The 18,910-nt window shown below is 42.1% G+C and carries 20 protein-coding genes; all 20 read left to right on the top strand.

Features of this window, described 5'->3' with window-relative positions:
• The first annotated feature begins 5 nt into the window (after positions 1 to 5).
• The 20 genes from LZP46_RS01135 (at position 6) to LZP46_RS01040 (ending at position 18,906) form a co-directional block, all read left to right on the top strand.
• Entirely contained in the window at positions 6 to 572 is a 567-nt protein-coding gene (locus LZP46_RS01135) for a phage protein Gp27 family protein (protein WP_236094400.1), read from the top strand.
• Positions 572 to 2,215, top strand: coding sequence for a hypothetical protein (locus LZP46_RS01130; RefSeq protein WP_236094399.1), 1,644 nt, complete (start codon positions 572 to 574; stop codon positions 2,213 to 2,215). Before LZP46_RS01135 ends, LZP46_RS01130 begins: the two co-directional genes overlap by 1 nt.
• Positions 2,215 to 3,696, top strand: coding sequence for a DUF935 domain-containing protein (locus tag LZP46_RS01125; RefSeq protein ID WP_236094398.1), 1,482 nt, complete (start codon positions 2,215 to 2,217; stop codon positions 3,694 to 3,696). The genes LZP46_RS01130 and LZP46_RS01125 overlap by 1 nt, the downstream gene beginning before the upstream one ends.
• Complete coding sequence (locus LZP46_RS01120; protein WP_236094397.1) at positions 3,689 to 3,853, top strand: hypothetical protein; 165 nt, start codon at positions 3,689 to 3,691, stop codon at positions 3,851 to 3,853. The genes LZP46_RS01125 and LZP46_RS01120 overlap by 8 nt, the downstream gene beginning before the upstream one ends.
• Positions 3,846 to 5,030 carry a phage head morphogenesis protein gene (locus LZP46_RS01115; RefSeq protein WP_236094396.1) on the top strand — a complete coding sequence of 395 codons (1,185 nt, stop codon included), beginning with the start codon at positions 3,846 to 3,848 and terminating at the stop codon, positions 5,028 to 5,030. The genes LZP46_RS01120 and LZP46_RS01115 overlap by 8 nt, the downstream gene beginning before the upstream one ends.
• Before the next feature lie 120 nt (positions 5,031 to 5,150).
• Positions 5,151 to 5,654 (top strand): phage virion morphogenesis protein, encoded by a 504-nt coding sequence (locus LZP46_RS01110; RefSeq protein ID WP_236094395.1) that lies wholly within the window; start codon positions 5,151 to 5,153, stop codon positions 5,652 to 5,654.
• A 242-nt stretch (positions 5,655 to 5,896) separates the two neighbouring features.
• Positions 5,897 to 6,922, top strand: coding sequence for a hypothetical protein (locus tag LZP46_RS01105; protein WP_236094394.1), 1,026 nt, complete (start codon positions 5,897 to 5,899; stop codon positions 6,920 to 6,922).
• 8 nt (positions 6,923 to 6,930) lie between these two features.
• Positions 6,931 to 7,305: a head decoration protein gene (locus tag LZP46_RS01100; RefSeq protein WP_236094393.1), complete on the top strand. Its 375-nt coding sequence runs from the start codon at positions 6,931 to 6,933 to the stop codon at positions 7,303 to 7,305.
• 27 nt (positions 7,306 to 7,332) lie between these two features.
• The gene (locus LZP46_RS01095) at positions 7,333 to 8,331 is read left to right on the top strand and encodes a major capsid protein (protein ID WP_236094392.1); all 999 of its coding nucleotides are present in this window, start codon (positions 7,333 to 7,335) and stop codon (positions 8,329 to 8,331) included.
• A gap of 14 nt (positions 8,332 to 8,345) precedes the next feature.
• Positions 8,346 to 8,771, top strand: a complete 426-nt coding sequence (locus LZP46_RS01090; RefSeq protein WP_236094391.1) for a gp436 family protein — start codon at positions 8,346 to 8,348, stop codon at positions 8,769 to 8,771.
• A complete protein-coding gene (locus LZP46_RS01085) occupies positions 8,771 to 9,211 on the top strand; it encodes a Gp37 family protein (RefSeq protein WP_236094390.1) in 441 nt (146 codons plus the stop codon). Before LZP46_RS01090 ends, LZP46_RS01085 begins: the two co-directional genes overlap by 1 nt.
• Before the next feature lie 2 nt (positions 9,212 to 9,213).
• A complete protein-coding gene (locus tag LZP46_RS01080; protein ID WP_236094389.1) occupies positions 9,214 to 9,402 on the top strand; it encodes a DUF7210 family protein in 189 nt (62 codons plus the stop codon).
• A gap of 2 nt (positions 9,403 to 9,404) precedes the next feature.
• A complete protein-coding gene (locus LZP46_RS01075) occupies positions 9,405 to 10,175 on the top strand; it encodes a hypothetical protein (protein WP_236094388.1) in 771 nt (256 codons plus the stop codon).
• On the top strand, positions 10,175 to 10,621 hold the full coding sequence (locus LZP46_RS01070) for a DUF6631 family protein (protein ID WP_236094387.1): 447 nt from the start codon (positions 10,175 to 10,177) through the stop codon (positions 10,619 to 10,621). The genes LZP46_RS01075 and LZP46_RS01070 overlap by 1 nt, the downstream gene beginning before the upstream one ends.
• On the top strand, positions 10,618 to 10,806 hold the full coding sequence (locus LZP46_RS01065) for a hypothetical protein (protein ID WP_236094386.1): 189 nt from the start codon (positions 10,618 to 10,620) through the stop codon (positions 10,804 to 10,806). The genes LZP46_RS01070 and LZP46_RS01065 overlap by 4 nt, the downstream gene beginning before the upstream one ends.
• Positions 10,807 to 10,808: 2 nt before the next feature.
• A complete protein-coding gene (locus LZP46_RS01060) occupies positions 10,809 to 14,567 on the top strand; it encodes a phage tail tape measure C-terminal domain-containing protein (protein ID WP_236094385.1) in 3,759 nt (1,252 codons plus the stop codon).
• Positions 14,568 to 14,646: 79 nt separating this feature from the next.
• The gene (locus LZP46_RS01055; RefSeq protein ID WP_236094384.1) at positions 14,647 to 15,480 is read left to right on the top strand and encodes a hypothetical protein; all 834 of its coding nucleotides are present in this window, start codon (positions 14,647 to 14,649) and stop codon (positions 15,478 to 15,480) included.
• 11 nt (positions 15,481 to 15,491) lie between these two features.
• Positions 15,492 to 16,385: a hypothetical protein gene (locus tag LZP46_RS01050; RefSeq protein ID WP_236094383.1), complete on the top strand. Its 894-nt coding sequence runs from the start codon at positions 15,492 to 15,494 to the stop codon at positions 16,383 to 16,385.
• Between the two features lie 11 nt (positions 16,386 to 16,396).
• On the top strand, positions 16,397 to 18,091 hold the full coding sequence (locus LZP46_RS01045; RefSeq protein WP_236094382.1) for a hypothetical protein: 1,695 nt from the start codon (positions 16,397 to 16,399) through the stop codon (positions 18,089 to 18,091).
• Positions 18,088 to 18,906: a phage BR0599 family protein gene (locus LZP46_RS01040; protein ID WP_236094381.1), complete on the top strand. Its 819-nt coding sequence runs from the start codon at positions 18,088 to 18,090 to the stop codon at positions 18,904 to 18,906. The genes LZP46_RS01045 and LZP46_RS01040 overlap by 4 nt, the downstream gene beginning before the upstream one ends.
• The last annotated feature ends 4 nt before the right edge of the window (positions 18,907 to 18,910 follow it).

Raw genomic sequence — 18,910 nt, 5'->3', positions numbered from 1 at the left:
GGTCTATGTCATTCTTGAAAAAGCTTACAGAACCACAGCGCAAACTGATTGAGCGTTTGCTGCGTGAAGACCGTTTAACATTGAATGAAATGTTAGATGAAATTCGTGCAGAGTTCCCTGTCGAAAGTATTCCTAGCCGATCTGCACTGGGGCGAGCAAAAAAGAACTTTGCTGAACATGCACGTAGAATGCGTGAAGTCCAAGCCGCAGCTGAGGTTTTGGTCACTGAGTTAGGTGAAGATAAAGACGATAAAGCTGGTGCATTTATGGTTCAAGGTATCACCACCTTGATTAATAACCTTGTGTTAGATCGATTGGAAGGCAATCAAGAAGACCCTGATGGCTCAATTGAACTCAGTATTAAAGATGCATTAGCCCTAGCAAAAGCTTCACGGGAATTAATGCAAGCGCGTGGACTATCAACAAAGCAACGCTTGGAAGTTGAGGCAATTGCACGTCAGCGTTTGCTGGAAGAACAAGAAAAAAATCTGGACGATGCTGTTGCATCCAAAGGTATGACTGCAGAACAAGCTATGTTCTGGCGTGAAAAAGTCTTGGGGGTTGTACGCTAATGAGTGAACCAATCAAACCTTTGGGCGATACGATTCGCTCTGTAAGCTGGGAGGAGTTGCCACCTAGCGTCCGAACTATTCCAGACAATTTTGACCCACTTGCTGAAGGTGTTTTGATGAAGCACCAACGGGAGTGGGTATCTATCAAAGCCAAAATTAAGCTTTGTGCTAAAGGTCGACGAACAGGAATAACATTTGCTGAAGCTTTAGAAAAAAGTATTCGCGCTGCATCGCGTAAAGAAGCTGGTGGTGCAAATGTGTTTTATATCCCAGACGCCAAAGAAAAAGGTCTGGAGTTTATTGGTTATTGTGCGCGCTTTTTGAGAAATATTGCAGAAGCTCAATCTATGGGTATTTCATCCATTGAAGAGTTTATTTTTGATGACCAAAAAGAAAATGGCGAAACTCGAAAAATCACAGCATGGCGTATTCGTTTAGCCAGTGGCTTCCAGATTGTTGCCTTATCTAGCCGACCAGCATCTTTGCGCGGTTTGCAAGGGATCGTGATTATTGATGAGGCAGCATTCCACCAAGATGTGCAGGCCGTACTTGATGCTGCAACCGCACTTTTAATTTGGGGTGGTGAACTCGTCCTTATTAGCTCACATAACACAAAAAAGAATCCGTTTTATCAAATGCAGGAAGATATTCTGGCTGGACGGTATGGTGAAAATGCGGCAGTGATGATCATCACTTTTGATGATGCAGTGGCGAACGGTTTATATGAACGTGTCTGCATGATGAATGGTGAAAAACCTACAGCTGAAGGGAAAAAGGCTTGGTATAACGATATTCGTAAAGCCTATGGGCCACGTGTAGCTGCAATGCGTGAAGAGTTGGATGCGATTCCACGTGATGGTTCGGGTTCACGCTTGCCTGGAGTTTGGATTGATCAGGCCATGCCAGAAGTACGTCCTGTTTTCCGTCTAACATTAAGTGATGATTTCACGAATAAACCAGAACCCGAACGTCGTGCATTTGTGCAGGATTGGTTAGATAAGGACGTTTTACCAGTACTGAATACACTGAATAAGAGTTTGCGCCATGTTGCTGGGCATGACTTTGCACGCCATCGCGACTTTAGCCACTTTACTCCAGCAGAAATTGATCAATCGCTTAATCGAAATGTACCTTTTGTGATTGAAATGCACAAAGTACCTACTCGGCAACAAGAGCAGATTATTTGGTTTGTATTGCGTCGTTTACCAAATTTGAGCGCTGTTTCAATGGATGCAACAGGTTCAGGAGAAACATTAGCTGAATACACCGCAGACGAGTTTGGGCATGATCTTGTACACCAAATTAAAATTAATCGTGCTTGGTACGGACAATGGATGCCGAAATATATTCAAGCCTTTGAAGATGGCGCTGTGACTTTACCGCGAGATAACAATTTAGAAGAAGATCACCGTGCTATTGAAGAATATGACGGCATTCCAATGGTCAATAAAGCACGCTCCCAAGACTTAAAAGACCCTGATTTGTTCCGTCATGGCGATGGAGCTTCCAGTGGCTGTCTAATGTGGCATGCCAGTTTAAATATGGTTTCTACACAAACTCATATTTTGAGTAAAGGCTCCCGTACCGCTTCAAAATTACTTAGAGGCTACCAATCTGGACAAATGACAAGAGGATTCCGCTAATGAGCAAACAAGGTTTATATATTGGCGGTGACTTTGTCACCTTTGCAGAAGCAAAAAAAACCCAGCCAAACATTCAGCAAATTGCTTCACGTAGCACGGTGTCAGGCTATAGCTCATTAGGTGCAGTATTGCCAAACCCAGATACTGTACTGAAAAAAATGGGCAAGGACATTAAGGCGTATAAAGACATTAAAGCTCATCCTGTGGTCAAAGGATGTTTGCGTCGTCGCAAAGCTGCGGTCAAAGCCAAAGCGTGGCGTATTGTTCAAGATGACGCATCTGATTTAGTGGTTGAACGTATCAATAGCATCTTTAAAAAGCTGCAAACTAATAAAATTACTGGTGCTATGTTTGATGCCACGTTCTTTGGTTATCAGCCGTGTGAAATTACTTGGGCCTATACCGATGGTGCTTGGCTACCTGCCAATATTCAGGCAATGCCACCTGATTGGTTTTTCTTTGATGCAGACAATAACTTGCGTTTTAAAGATAAAAATGCAGGTCAAACCGGTTTGTTGGTAGAGCCAAGAAAATACCTTGTGCCAACCCAAGATGCGAGCTATGACAATCCGTATGGTGAGCCAGATGCGGCCTTAGTGTTTTGGGCAACGGCATTTCTGCAAGGTGGCATGGAGTTTTGGGTACGCTTTACCGAGAAATACGGCAGCCCATGGGTGATTGGCAAATATGGCAATAATTATGATGAAGCCAAACAAGAGACCTTGCTTAATAATCTGTATGCCATGGTGCAAGATGCTGTTGCTGTGATTCCAGACAATTCACAGATTGATATTATTGAAGCGGCTGGGAAGTCAGCATCGGCAGACGTATATGAAAAGTTTCTCATGTACTGTCGATCTGAAATTAACATTGCATTGTTAGGTCAGAACCAAACTACGGAAGCAGAGGCAAACCGTGCAAGTGCATCCGCAGGTTCAGAGGTCACTGCCGATATTGCCGACGGTGACTGTGAAATGACGGCTGAACAGTATCAATTGCTCATTGACTGGATTGTGGATTACAACTGGGGTGGACCATCGCCACAGTTTGAGTATTTTGAAGATTCTAACGGTGGTATAGAGCAAGCAGACCGTGATGCCAAGTTATATACGGCAGGTGCTCGTTTTAGTAATCAGTACTATGAACGTGAGTACGGCTTCCAAGAAGGTGACTTACTGCCACCGTTAGAACAAGTACCACCTGATGCAAGTTTTGCAGAGCATGCACGTGCATATCACCCAGTCGCACAAGACTTTGCTGAAGCGGTTGTGCCAACATTGGAACAAGCGGCTGCCGATCCACTGAATGACATGGTGAATCGCTTGCGTCGTGTTGTGCAATCTGCACATGGTTATGAAAATATCCAAGATGCAGTACTGGCTGAGTTTTCAGAAATGGATTCATCTGACATGGTTAAAATCATGCAATTGGCAATGACCCTTTCAGAACTTGAAGGACGTGCGGAGGTGACAAATGAGTGAAATTAATTCACGCTTGGCTGAAAGCCGTAAAATTATTGAAGAGTTTGAAAGTGTTGAAATGGCTGAATATGAATATATGGTTTCAGCCTCTTATTCAGACCCATATTGGATTCGAGTGAAACAAGCTATTTTAGATTGTGGAGCAGCCAATGAGTGACTTCCAGCTCCAGTTTCAAGAGCAGATTGACTTTCTGAGTCAGAAAATCAATCTGCCTACTGAAACACATAATGAAATCACTTCACGTCAGCATGACCGTGCTTTTGTTGTTGCTGGAGCAATGAAAGCGGATCTACTCAATGATCTACATCAAGCAGTCAATCAGGCGGTTGCCGATGGGCAATCGTTTAAACAGTTTCAGGATAGTTTTGATGACATTCTTGCTAAACACGGATGGCTGAATGATACCGACAAAGGTTATAAAGCTTGGCGTGCACGAGTGATTTACCAAACCAATCTGAGAACATCACATGCGGCAGGTCGTTATAAACAAATGACTGATCCTGTCGTGTTGAAGCGACGCCCGTACTGGCGGTATAGACACAATACGATTGAGAACCCTCGCATCCAGCATCAACGTTGGGATAATTTAGTATTGCCTGCAGATGCTCAGTTTTGGAAATTTAACTTTCCTCCAAATGGCTACGGCTGCAAATGCAGTGTAGAAGCAATTAATGAACGTCAGCTTAAAGCCATGGGTAAAAATGGCCCTGATGATGAACCGAGTTTTGACAGTGATCGGACTGACTTTGATAGTGCGCCTGGAGCAAGTTGGTTCCCTGATTTAAATAAATACCCAGAACCCATTGCCAAAGCATTTGTGGCTGAAAATATGCGTGATGGTGTATTTGAGCGTTGGTTACAGCGCATAGGTGGTCAGGTTGCAGAGTTGGTGGCTACAGTGGCATATCGGCATGCCTCTGAAGGCGATAAAGTGAAAATAAGGAGACGAATTGCACAAGGAGAAAAATACCCTGTCGCTGTTCTATCCAGTGATCAACAGGCAATGCTTGGTGTGAAAACACAAGTCGTCTTGTTTAGTGAAGATGATGCAATTAAACAAACTGTTAGCCGCCAAGGTAATACAGGCTTTGATATTAAAAGCTATTTGCATGTTCAAACTTTGCTTGAGCAAGCTGTTTTGATTGTGCGTCAAAATATTCAGCAACAGCACACGCTTTGGATTGAAGGTTTTGATCCTGATGGTCAGCGTTATATCGCAGTTTTGCATCAAACCAAGGACAACAAGGAGCTATTTTTAAAGTCATATCGCTTGGACAGCAAAACCGACTTAAGCAAGGAAAAAGAAAAAGGTGAGGTACTGTATGAGCGGTAAGGCTTGCGAGAAGCACTCCCCAACTTCTCTACTCAAACTTCCACGAACCTTACGGAACGGACGCAGCTGGGAGATTCACTGCCGTTTTGAACAAGCCTTAAATTTAATATAGGTTAAAACATGCTCAAATTCAATATACAGTCAGCTGTTGTAGTAGATGTTTTGGCTCAAACCGAAGCAGTGCTAGAAAACCCTAATGCTATGTACGCTGATATGGGTGAATATTTAACTTCAAGTGTCCAGGAGCGCTTTAGAACATCCACTGCACCTGATGGATCAAAATGGGTAGCCAACAGTGAAACTACCTATATCAATATTCTAGGTAAACAACACAATCGCAAAGATGGCAAGATCAATGCTAAAGGTGTGAACCGTGTCATGAGTAAAAAGCCTTTGGTGTTATCTGGTACTTTACGAGATCAAATCCACTACCAAATATCTGGCGATCTACTTTTAGTTGGTTCAAATATGATTTATGCAGCAACACAACAGTTTGGTGCAAAAAAAGGTGAATTTGGTAAAGGTGCTCCATGGGGCGATATTCCTGCACGTGAATATTTGGGTATTTCGATTGCAGACCAAGCTGAACTGCAAAATATCGTTGCGGATCACCTTTTGCCGTAATTTGCGATTTAAGCGCACTTCAATAGATTTGGCTAAAAAGATACGATTGCATGGCTGAAATTGATATTTTGGCGTTTATAAAGATTTATAAATCTATGTTGGTAGTGGTTAGCAAGCGAGCATGCAAATAAATGAAAAAATTGAGCGACTCAGTATCTAAGCAAAGTTTTAAAATAGTTTAAAAGACGCCTAGCGCGTCTTTTTTCATACTCAGGTTTCAACAGGTTTTAACTGAGTATGAAATGAAACCAATTAAAATTTTCAAGGTGGGTAAACACACCAGCATGCAAGGGGTCTCACAAGAATACACCCGTGACATGTTGGCAGATTGTGTTGCTGCTTATAACCCGCAGTTGCATGAAGCCCCATTTGTTTTAGGCCATCCAAAACATGATGATCCAGCTTATGGTTGGGCTGATCATTTAGAGCTTGATGCAGATGGAACACTTTGGGCTTATCCAAAACAAGTTGATCCTACTTTTGCTGAAAACACAAATGCAGGCAAGCACAATAAAGTTTCAGCCAGTTTTTATTTGCCAGACTCACCAGCCAATCCGACTCCAGGCAAACTTTACTTGCGTCATGTCGGGTTTTTGGGTGCCCAACCGCCTTCTGTTAAAGGTCTAGGTACTGTTCAATTTGCTGAAAATGAAGATGGTGTTGTGGACTTTATGAGTCCAACTTATGCCTTTGAACTCATTTCAGATATTTTCCGTCGTCAACGTGATGCATTAATCGAATCTATTGGTGCTGAAGAAGCCGACAAGCAGTTCCCAAACTGGGTGATTGACTCACTTAAGGAAGTTATTTATGCACCGATGGTTGAATCTTCTGAATCTGTTCAGCCCTCTTTCTCTGAGCATGCAAACCTTTCAGATTCAACTTCACAGACATTACAGACTAAAACCGCCCGTGAAATTGAACTTGAACAGCAGCTGGCAACGGCAACTGCGACGCTTGCAGCGCAAAAAGCTGCGGAACAGCAATCCTTGGCAAGCGATTTTGCTGAAAATTTAGTAGAGGCTGGACAGTTACCACCAAAGTTAAAGGAAAAAGCTGTAGCTCTTCTGATCTCTGCTCAACAAAACGAGCAAGTAGTGAACTTCTCCGAAGGCGAGCAATCCTTTGCTGAAGGCTTTAAAGCCTTGTTGTCTGACTTGCCAAAAATTATCGAATTTGGTGAACAAGACCCTAAACGTCGTGTCGATCCAAAACTTAACACCCCTGAAAACCCACTGATTGCTGACGCTAAATCACGTTCAGCCTAGGAGAAATCATGCCTACTTATACCGAACCCAAACATTTAGGTGATGTCCTGCTCGTTGAAGTTAAAGCTGGCTGGACCAAACAAAACGCACTTTTGTCTGCAACAAGTGTTGCACTGGCTATTGGCTGTGTCTTGGCACAAAAAGCCGATGGTGAGTTTACGCCAATTGATTTTGCAGCTGAAGCACCGTTAAACAAAGCCGCAGCGGTATTAGCTGCCAATGTTGATGAGTCAGAAGCAGCACAAAAAACCGTAGTAATTAAACGCGGTGCGACTGTAGCGAAAAACGAATTGATTTGGCCTGCAGGTGCTACCGATGAACAAATTAAGGCGGCACTGGTTGAACTTGAAGCTTTGGGCATTGTTGCTCAAAACGCACTTTAACTAATTTAATTTTAGTGAGAAAAGAACATGAATTTAGCTGATTTATTCACAGCCAGCTCTTTGACCAAGGCAATTAATGCATTGCCAAAGCCACCGTCAATGTTGGGCGATAAAAAGATTTTCAAAGTAATTCCCGTTAAAACCCTAACAGTCATTATCGAATCGATTAACGGCAAATTGGTATTGGTGAGCAATACAGATCGTCGTGGTGATCCAGCACATAAAACCAATCCAAAGCGTAAACGTCGTACTTTTGAAATTCCGCATCTGCCAAAAGCTGGCACTATTTTGCCAGATGAACTCAATGTTCAGGCCTTTGGTGATGATTCAAGTCAAGGTTTAGAACAAGCTAAAGTCATTAATGACAAGCTGCAAGGCTTAAAAAATGATATTGAAGCGACCAAAGAGTTCCATCGTGTTGGGGCAATTTCAGGTGTGATTTTGGATGCAGATGGTACAACGGTCATTTACAACCTGTTTGAAGAATTTGGTGTGCAGCAAAAGAACATCAATATTCAATTCAGTGTTGAAGCAACCGACATCCGTAAACAAGTGTTAGATGGCAAACGTCATGCCCAGAAAAAACTAGGTGGTGCTGTTGTGCGTGAATGGGTCGCTTACTGTTCTGCAAGCTACTTTGATGCATTAACTGCAAATCCAAAGGTTCAAAAAGCGTTTGAAAATTGGCAGGCAGCCCAAGACCGCATTGGTGGTGATATGCGTAGTGGCTTCTCGTATGCAGGTGTAACTTGGATTGAATATGAAGTTGAAGTCACTTCAGAAACAGGCAACCCAACTAAATTCATTCCAGATAATAAAGCACGTCTAGTGCCTATTACCGATGACTTATTTGCGACTTACTTAGGCCCTGCAAACTATAACGAAGCGGTTAATTCGCTTGGTTTGGAAATGTATGCCAAAGCTGAAGAACGCAAGATGGGCAAAGGTTGGGACTTAGAAGCACAATCGAACCCGTTATCTGTATGTACTGCACCTGATGCATTAGTGACATTCACTGCGACTTAATTGGGAGCATAGCGATGTACTGTACTGTTGATGATGTTCTAAAACTTGTGCCAGAACACACTTTAATCCGATTGACTCAGGATACGCCAGGTCATGAAAACTTTGATGAGTCTGTTGTCAGTGCTGCCATTAAATATGCCTCTGACAAGATTGATTCAGCAATTCGTGGCCGCTATCCACTTCCATTGCCCCAAAAAGTCGATTTGTTAAAAGAGCTGGCACTCGATTTGGTTCGTCATCGACTGTATAGCCGTCGTCCCGACGGTGGTGAACTACCTGATGCAGTGAAGGAAGGTAAAAAGTCTGCTGAAGCCGATTTGATGAAAATCCAAAACGGGCAGCTTTCATTGGGTATTGAAAACTCAAAAAAAGCAGTAGATGAAGCAGGTCCTTGGCGTATTAAAGTGCAAAAACGTCGTTTTGATGGAGGTATGCGCTAATGAGCCAATCCATCACACAAGACATTTTGGACGATTATGTTGAGCGCCTAACAGCAGCTAATACGAAACTCTCTGTGAGAGCAACGCCTGATAATCCATCTGCTTATGCCTTGATACATCCAGTCGGTGAAATTTTAGTTCAGTACACGGCCAGTGATTTTGCTGAACCAAATAACACGGCAGGTAATTATCTGGGTGCACCTGTTGTAGATCGCCCGCAAAAACGTCGCATCAATATTCAATTGACTTTAGTACTTCGCTCTCTGGGTGGAGCGGATGGTACAACTCAAGTTTTGGATCACGTCCGAAACAGTCTCAAGAAATTTCGTCCCCGCCATTGCCTAACCCAAGTTTACTTCTTAGGAGAAGGATTTATTTCTGAAAAACAAGGTATTTGGCAGTACGGACTTAGAACAGCTGTTGAGCTGTGGGAGCAATAACAATGTCTGAAAAGACCGTAAAAACAGCAAAGGTCAAACTGCTGAAAGATCATAAACATGGAGAAATGCGTTATAGCGCAGGTATGGAGATTGAATTACCTGAACATGATGCACAGTGGTTAAAAAATTTAAAAGTTGCTGAAGACATTAAAACTTCTGCAATGGTAACCAAACCAACAGAGGATAAATAATCATGAGCATGAAGGATTTTAGTTTTCAGGGACCCATTTATTTAGCGGACAACGTCAATGGCAAACCGCAAAATATGCGTTGGGTGGGTGACCAATCTTCCTTGAATTTTGCAATTGATGCGCAATTTGAAGAACGCAAAGAAAATTACACAGGCTTACGTACTACCTCTGTGCGACTCAAGCAATCTGTGGCGGTCAATCCAGAAATGGTGCTGCGTTACATTACACCTGAAAATATTTTATTGGGTGTGCACGGTAAATTAAGCAAACAAGTTGCTGGTACAGTCACTGGTGAAGTGCTTCCAAGTGATCTGATTGCGGATTCAATTGTGCTGTTAGACAAGGGTGCTATTTCTGATTTAGTACTGACTGATAGTACAGCTTATACTCCGACAACACTCGTGGAAGGTACACATTATGCAATTGAGTCAGCCACTTCTGGTCTGATTAAGATTTTAGATGTGGCGGCACTGACACAACCGATTAAAGCTGCATATAGCTATGCTGGATCGACCAATGTGTCCATGATGACAGCTGCAACGCCACCAGTGAAATATCTATATATGGAAGCGATTAACACCGTGGATGGTAAACGTGCGCGTGTACATCTGTATAAAGTACAGTTCAACCCATTAGCCAGCCTGCCGTTGACTAATGAAAACTTATCAGAATTCACCCTCAATGGTACCTGCTTGGCAGATGCCAACAACCGTTTACATGATGACTTAGGTCCATTTGGACGTATTGAGTGGCTTGATGAGGTGGCTCCATAATGGCGAAACGTGTGCAAGCACAAAGCCAAGAACCTTCAGCAGCACAAGCTGCTGAAGACCTTTCGGTTTTGATGCCAGACCAAATTATCCCCCTTGCTGGCCAGCAAATTACAGTACGTGAATATCCATTTATGACTTGGTTGAAACTCAAACCAATTTGTGGACCTGTAATTGAAGACTTTGCGGGTTTTCTATCCCGTGGTGACGATATAGAGCTAGATGAACTGCTAGAGAGTTTTGAAAATCATTTTCAAATTATGCAAAAACTTTATGCAGAAAGCATTCAGCAGCCGATTGAGTTTTTAGAAAGTCTGAAAGATGACGAAATGACACTTTTAATGGTTACTTGGTGGTCGGTCAATAAGCATTTTTTTCTAAAAAGTGCGTCACGTCTGCTACGCACGCTACAGAAACCGCCCGTTGGAGTGACATCTTTCAGTCCTTGATTAGTGCAGGACATGATGTAGCAGATATTCAAGGTAAATACACTCAACGACAGATTGAGCTTTATTTTGGAGCCATTCAGCGAGAGAAAAACCACCATAAAGCTAACATGATTGAAGCAGTCAACTACGGCTTTGGAGGTGGCAGTGAACTTAAAAACTACCTAAAAAAACTTAGAGGAACATAATCATGTCGGGCAAAAATTTAAAGGTCGCATTACAGGTCAAGGCGGATTTAGATCAAGCCCGTCGTGAAATTAAAGGCCTAAACCAAGATTTAAAGGATGTTTCTCAGACATCTCTATCAACAAGTACAGCTCAACAAAAAGTAAGTCGAACCGCAGTACTTACAGCTGCAGAAATGCAGAAAATGTCTGGTGCTACAAATTTAAAAGCGGGTATTAATCAACTTTCAGACTATGAGATTTGGCTAAAAAAAACGTCTATGGCCAACTTAGATGCAAGTCGAACCAGTCAGTTGTTTGAGAATTCAGTTAGGAGTCTTACTCCACACCTTTTATCACTCATTGGTATTTCTGGAACATTTGTAGGTATTGCTGTTGATACGTTGAATAAAGCAGCTGAATTGCAAAACCTATCCAACGTGAGTGGCATGAACGTTGAGCAGTTCCAATATTATGTTACAGGTGCAAAAAAGGTTGGAGTTGAACAAGAAAAATTAGCCGATATTTTTAAAGATACTCGTGACAAGGTGGGTGATTTTATTGCCACTGGTGGCGGTGAAATGGCTGATTTCTTTGAGAACATTGCACCTAAAGTTGGTGTTACTGTTGAGCAATTTAAAAAGTTAAATGGTCAGGAAGCATTACAGCTTTACGTAGACACTTTGCAGAAAGCAGGTGTTTCTCAGAATGAAATGGTGTTCTACCTTGAAGCAATTGCCAATGACGCTACTTTGCTTTTACCACTTTTAAACCAAGGCGGTGAAAGCTGGAAAAAGTACGGGGATGCTGCCCAATCTGCAGGTGCGATTTTAGGTCAAGGAACTGTTGATGAGGCAGTTAAAGCCAAACAAGCTCTTGGTAACTTGCAAACTAGTGTTTCGGGCGTGACCAATACTCTAGTTGCAAATGCAGCTCCAGCTATTACTTTTGTTGCGCAAAACCTTGATGTTTTAGTCAAGGCAGGTTTGTTAGTCGCTTCGGTTTATGCGGGAAAAATGGTGTCTTCGGTTGCAGCCGCAACTATTTCTTTTGTTGTGGGCAGAATTGAAGCTATACGCTACCAAATGGCTTTGGCAAATATGGCTGGTGTTGCGACTACAACAGCAGCACGACTTACTGCACTGAGTACAGTTTCCCGATTATTAACAGTCGCTGGCGGTTTGCCTGGACTCGCCATTGCAGCTGCAGGTGTGGCTGCAAGTTTCTTGTTGATGCCTCGTAGTTCAGATGCAGCAACATTAAGTTTAGATACACAAGGCTTATCTGTTGACGAGCTTCGTGAAAAATACGAGCAGCTGAGTGCTATTCAAAAAGATACTGCTATTCATGAGGTCAAGAATCAAATTGAAGAGCTGTCTTTAAAGTTTCGAGTAGCATCATCTGATTTATTTGCTTTCATGGAAGGTCTGCCCATTTCCGATGATAAAATCGCCACTTTCAGAAAGTTAAATAGCCAATTTTCACAAGGTAAAATTGATGCTGATACATACTATCAGAGCATCAAAGCCGTCAATGTTCTTAATGATGAACAAATCATTAAAGTGCGCGGTCTAATTGATGGTTACACCAACAGTAAATCTGCACTTGCGCAAAAGAATCTCGAACTTGATGTTTATACGGGTAAGACTGGTTCAGCTGCAACTGCTTCAAGTGGACTTTCTGGCAGTTTAGATGGTGTCGGTTCTAGTGCAGATGGCGCCACATCTAAAATCCAAGGACTATCCAAGGCATTTGAAGAATATATTAAGCGCACGAAAGACGGCATTGTGTCTAATACTATGCAAACGTCTCTTATGGACAAATATGGGTATTCTGAGTCGGCAGCAAAAGCCCTTGCAGATGCCCGAATTGCCAAAGGTGATATAAATGATCGTAGCCTTGATTTAACAGTCAAAGAGCGAGACTTGATTCTTGCTAACATTGCTGCTGAAGAAAAAAGAAATAAACTTGTACAGCAACGTAGAGAGGCTGAGCAAAAAACTACTAAGGAAAAAGAGAAACAAGCTAAATTCTCAGATTTGAGAATCAAGAGTTCTGAGGCGATTGCTGGCGGGAAAACACACCAAGGAACTATTGAACTAGCCAAATTAGTCCAAGAAACTTTTAATATTCGTCATTTTTCTGCATTTAATGATAAATACCACCAAGGTAAAGGTGGTAAGCATCCTCAAGGTCTGGCATTTGATTTTTCATTACGAAACCCAAAAGAAAGTTCAAGTGTAACCGCCTCAATCCGAAAAATTATGGCGGATGCAGGTGTTAGTGGTAGTGTTTTAGATGAATATAAAGCACCATCTAAAAATGCTACTGGTGGGCATATTCATGTAAGTTTTACCACTGCTACAGATGCTCATAAATTCATGAGTATGACAAAGCAATCAACAAATAAGTTGAGATTTTTAGGTGAAGATGCTCAAGATTTTAAAAAACAATTAGAACAACAGGTTGAAGAGGATAAGCAACAAAAGAATAAACGCATCACCTTACGTGAGCTCTACTATTCTGAGGAAGAAAAAGCCCTAGCAGAGCATAACAGACGCATTGCCGAGCTAAATAAGGCTGGTTATTCAAAAGCTGAATTAAAAGAACTTTTAGAAAAAGAGAATCAACGCTATGAGGAAGTAATCAGCAAACGCCCTGAAATTCTAAAGCGTGTTCAAGAGTCTATGTCTGCACTTGATGAAAGTTGGTTACGTGCGTCAGGTGAAGGCTTAGAAGCCGACTTAAAAGCTGTAGAAGAAAAATGGAAGCAGTCAAAAGCGGATATCGCCAGTCTAATGATGTCTGAATCTGACCCATTGCAGGCAAACCGCTACCAAAACATGCTGGTCAAGATTGACTTTATTATTGATAAGGAAAAATTAACACTGCAATTTAATGATGCCATGAAGCAGATTGAAGACCTTAAGGCACAACACGAAGAGCGTAAAAATGCACTGAAATTGCAATTTGAATCAGGTGAAGTGAACCAATTTCAATACGCTGAAAATTTACGTAATTTGGAAGCCGATTTGCGCCCTCAATTTATGAGCTTGATTGAAATGGCCCGTGAGTTAGCACTTCAATTGGATGACGCCTTTTCAGTTCAAAAACTGGATAATTTGGCTGCAGGTATGGAGCGTGCTCAAAGTTCAACAAAAAGCTTTATTCCTACGGTTGAACAACTAGCCGAGCGTTTTTCAGATGGTTTAACAAATGCTATTTTTGACTGGATCGATGGCACAAAATCAGCAAGTGATGCTTTCCGTGAGTTTGCATCATCCTTTTTACGTGAAATTGCCCAGATGATTTTAAAGCAGCTTATTTTCAATGCGACTAAAGCAGCTTTAGGTGCAATGGGCGTTGGCTTCAGTTCTGGTGGTTATACGGGAGCTGGTGGAAAATATGATGTCGCAGGTGTCGTACACAAAGATGAGTTCGTAATTCGTAAAGAGTCGACCAGTCAACAAGGGGCTAAAGAGTTTTTAAACTATTTTAATATTTATGGTATGGAGGCTTTGAATAAGTTTAGAGGATATTCAACTGGTGGTTTGGTTACTGCACCAGAAATTTCTATGCCACCGAATATTCAAACACCTCAGCTAACCAATCCTGCAGAAACGATTGCTCAATCTACAAGTTTTAATGCAAATCAAAACTTCTATTTAGTGGATGACCCAAAACGTATTTTAGACACATTGAACTCAAGCCAAGGGCAAGAAAATATTGTGGTGATGATGTCACGCGACCCAGCCAAGTTTAAGTCTGCACTTAAAATCGGCTAAAAAAGTTTTAAATCAGTTTAAAAGACGTTTTCCAGCATACCGCCAATAATGGCGGTATTGTTGTTTTTGGACTGTAAAAATGCCTCATGCAATTGGTTATGTGGATAACAGTGGCGGTACTCTTGCCCACTATAAAATGTTGGAAAAAATTCGTGATGTTGCAGTGGCTTCAGGGTTTTGGGAAGTCATGCGCTATAACACTGCAGTGGATGACCGAGAGCTGATTTTAAAGGGTAAAGGTTACACAGGTACTGAAGAAATTTATGTGGGTGTTAGAACATACCAAAACCCGAGTGCAGATTATTACAACTTATGCGTCGCAACATTCACAGGCTATGTACCTTCCAATACATTTGATACACAACCAGGCGTTCGTCTTTCTGGTGTGCCTGCACATAACCAACGTATTGATTATTGGCTTACGGTGAATCCGCAACGGATCGCCTGCTGTATGAAGGTGGGTACGCCAGTATATGAGCATTTTTATATTGGTAAGTTTTTCCCATACGCACGTCCTTCCCAGTACCCATATCCAATTGTTTGCGGCGGCATGCTCAATGGTGCTGCAGCAACTCGCTTTTCTGAAACCTCACATTCAATGCCTTATAAAGGAAATCGTGCCAATTTAGGCATGCGCTTTAATACAGGTGTGTATCTACAACCTGAAACTCATCCATGGAATAACACCTATTTGGCGGGAAATACCCAGCTTCGGGATACCAATGATTCTTATCCATTGCTGCCAATCATTCTGAATGATGCCAATGGCATTTATGGTGAACTCGATGGTGTGCGTTATATCAGTGGTTTTAACAATGTCGTTGAAAATACCTGTGGTCCAGATTGGGTGGTACTTCAAGATGTAAGCCGTACTGGGTTTATAGATTATATCGCTTTGAAATTAGACGTATAAGGAGAAGAAGAATGGCGTATTACAGTGGTCTTGCCACAAATTTTTCAGATCTTTTGAGTGCACTCAAAACGGCTTGTATGGCCAGTGGTTGGATTGTAAATGGAGATATATTTAGTAAAAACGCATGTTTTGTGAAATTAAGTGCTTTAACTGCTGAATTAAGAATTGAGGGTGGAACTGGAGCTAACTCAGGGAACTTAACTGGGGGACCTTCAGCAGATTGTTATTGCCGCATAATGAATTTTGGCTCACAAATAATTACTTGGCCTGTGAACTACAATATTCACCTGACAGATTCTGATGTTTTCTTATGTATTAAATACAATGTGTCTTGCTATCAATGGATGGCTTGGGGTGTAGCTAGTGTTTTTGGAAATCTAGGCACAGGAAATTGGTTTGGAGCAAGTGTGCCATTTAGAGTTCCAAATCCTCCAGGAATTAACATGGGGATAAATCCTATAGTTGGAGACAGCTACCAAGGTACGCCAGTACCGTTCTGGGATGGTGGGAATATGGGCGCAGGGCGTTTTAGATGCAGTTATATTCATGTTGAAATTGATGGGCTAAAGTGGCTAGGTGAGTCGCCTACCTCCCCAGCAGTTGCTACTATGGTTAACAGTGTATTTTTGGACCGTCAGCCAAATAGTTGGAACGGCGAAAGTATTTTTTTACCATTTTTGTTAAGTGTCGCTCGTGCTAGCTCAAAAATATCATGTGTTGCTGAACTTAATGATTGTCGATTAGTTAGGATTGAACATTATGAACCCGAGCAAATCATTACTTTAGGTCCTGAAAAATGGATGATTTATCCATTTTATAAAAAAAATATTTTGGCACCAAGCGGTGGTGGTAGTATCAATCATACAGGAACCTTTGGCTGGGCTATTCGATATGATGGGCCATAAGAGAGAAAACTATGGCAAATCTCAATTTCTGGCTATCCAACAGTCCGCTCAATCCAAACCATAACCCTTTAATCACTGTCGATTTTGAAGGCTTTACGGGTGAACAATGGTATCCCTACCATGAATCCATGGTGTCGGTTTCACCTGTATTTGCACTCACTACACATTACCCAGTTGAAGCCAATGGGCATGCCATTCAGCATGTCAAAACTCAAAGTTATTTTGATGATTACTACAACCGCATTCATATCTTCCCAGCAGCATTAGAACTCGGTAATGTGGCCTCAGAACAAGTCAGCCCAGTCAATCTGTGGAATGCGTACATAACGCCTAAAATTCTTCAAAGCATTGAAGGTGCTGAAGAAGGCTTAAATGTATCGGGTCAGCCAAACCCGCCTTTTACATTTGCTGCGCTACAAGAACGTGCGTGGAATGTCAGCATTTCACCTGATGGCCCGACCACGATTGATACCAATATTATTTGGCAATTTGGGGAAGACCAAGCAGCATTACATATTACAGGTACACGGATTGTCGCTTTTGGCTGGCTGGTGGATTGGTCAAAACCAGTGACTGAAACTTTGCAATGGTTGACCGATATTCTGCAAAGCAAAACAGGTCATGAGCAACGTCGTAGCCTGCGTTTATCGCCACGGATTCAGTTTGATGCGGAACTACTGCTATACGATGCAGAGCGCCAATTTTTTGATCTCGCTATGGTTGGATGGGATGCAAAAAACTTTGCGATGCCCATTTGGCCACAACAGCAATGGTTAAAAACATCTCACGCTGTAGGTGGAATGGTCATCTATTGCGATACGACCTACCGTAATTTTAAAGCCAATCGTTTAGCCATTTTACGTGGTCAGACTGCTTTTGATAATGAAACCGTCGAAATTGAAAGTGTCTATGCAGATCGCTTAATTTTAAAAAGACCTTTATTAAAAAGCTGGCCAGCAGGTACATGCTTTGCGCCAGCAGTCACAGCACAACTTGCCGAACAGCCAAACTTAATTAAACGCACGGATCGTATGATGCGTACTCAAGTTTCTTTTAATGTGACTGAACCTGTAGAGCATCCTGCACATTTACCATCTGCCACTTATCGCAGCTATCCTGTCCTAGAAGATGCACCCAACGAGCAAAAAGACTTAACCCATACATTTGAGCGCTTCTTTAATACTTTGGACAATAAAATTGCCCAACCGCTTAAACATGACTTGGCTAAAGCCGCCTTCAATTTATATCAGTACGCATGGATGACATACGGACGTGAACAGCAAGCTCAGTTGAAAGGCTTATTTTATGCACTTTCTGGAAGTCAAAAAGTAATTTGGATTCCAACGTTTAGTGATGATCTAACGGTTATTTCAAATCAAACAGGCACATCGAATGCATTAACCATTCGATGGTGTGGTTATGCACGCTTCGCACAAAATCAACTCGGGCGTCGTGATATTCAAATCCGTTTAAAAAATGGCACAACGCTATATAGACGCATCATTTCAGCCGCTGAAATCAACGCTGAAAGTGAGCAAATCGTACTTGATGAAAACTTTGACAATGTTAATCAAAACACAGTCTTGATGATTAGTTTTATTAGCCTTTGCCGCCTATCAAATGACACGCTCACCATCGAACATAGCAATGACAGTGATGGTATTGCAAAAGCTGAAGCCACTTGGCGTGGAGTACATGAATCATGAGTTTTTCAGAGTTTGAAACATCATTACAAAACGGACAACCTGTCCGCTTATACCAGTTTCAGCGTGGCCCAATTAAATGGGGCTATAACAATACGGATAGAAATATTAGTCATCAAGGTATCACCTTTAGATCAATTTTAGGTGGTGTCAGTGATGATGGCATACGCCAGACGGGTGATGCACAAGCAGATATTTTGACACTAACACTCGCAGCAAGTACGGACATTGCACAAATGTACCGACAGCTTGCACCATCGCAATCAGTATCAGTCACCGTTTTTGATTTGCACCAAGGCACAGATGGTTTTCTAGTCGTATGGATGGGCACAGTTGTAGGCGTAAAGTTTCGTGATGAAACGACGGCTAATATCCAGTGCCAAACCCTTTCTGCTTCACTTGAACGCACAGGACTTCGTAAAACTTGGTCACGTTCTTGCCCGCATCAACTGTATGACCAATCTTGCCGAGCCGAACGTGCAAGCTTTCGCGTAGATGGATTAATAGATCGTATGGATGCGGTCAGTATTGGCTTTGCTAATGCTGCAGCCAAACCAAACCATTGGTTTTCAGGTGGCTATGTGGAGTGGACTGGACAATTTGGCTTAGAACAACGTGGCATTGAAGCCCATACAGGCGACCTTTTGACTTTATATGGTGGGACCTATGGACTTGCTGTTGGTCAAGAGTTAGCAATTTATGCGGGTTGTGATCGTTCATTTTCAACCTGCCAAACAAAATTCAATAACAGTATTAATTATGGTGGTGCTCCTCACATGCCAGGCAAATCACCATTTGATGGCACGCCTGTATTTTAGGAGC

Source organism: Acinetobacter sp. SCLZS86, assembly GCF_021560715.1.
Taxonomy (GTDB): domain Bacteria; phylum Pseudomonadota; class Gammaproteobacteria; order Pseudomonadales; family Moraxellaceae; genus Acinetobacter; species Acinetobacter towneri_A.
The sequence above is the reverse complement of the archived record's forward strand: the minus strand, read 5'-3'. Positions and strand labels throughout refer to the sequence as shown.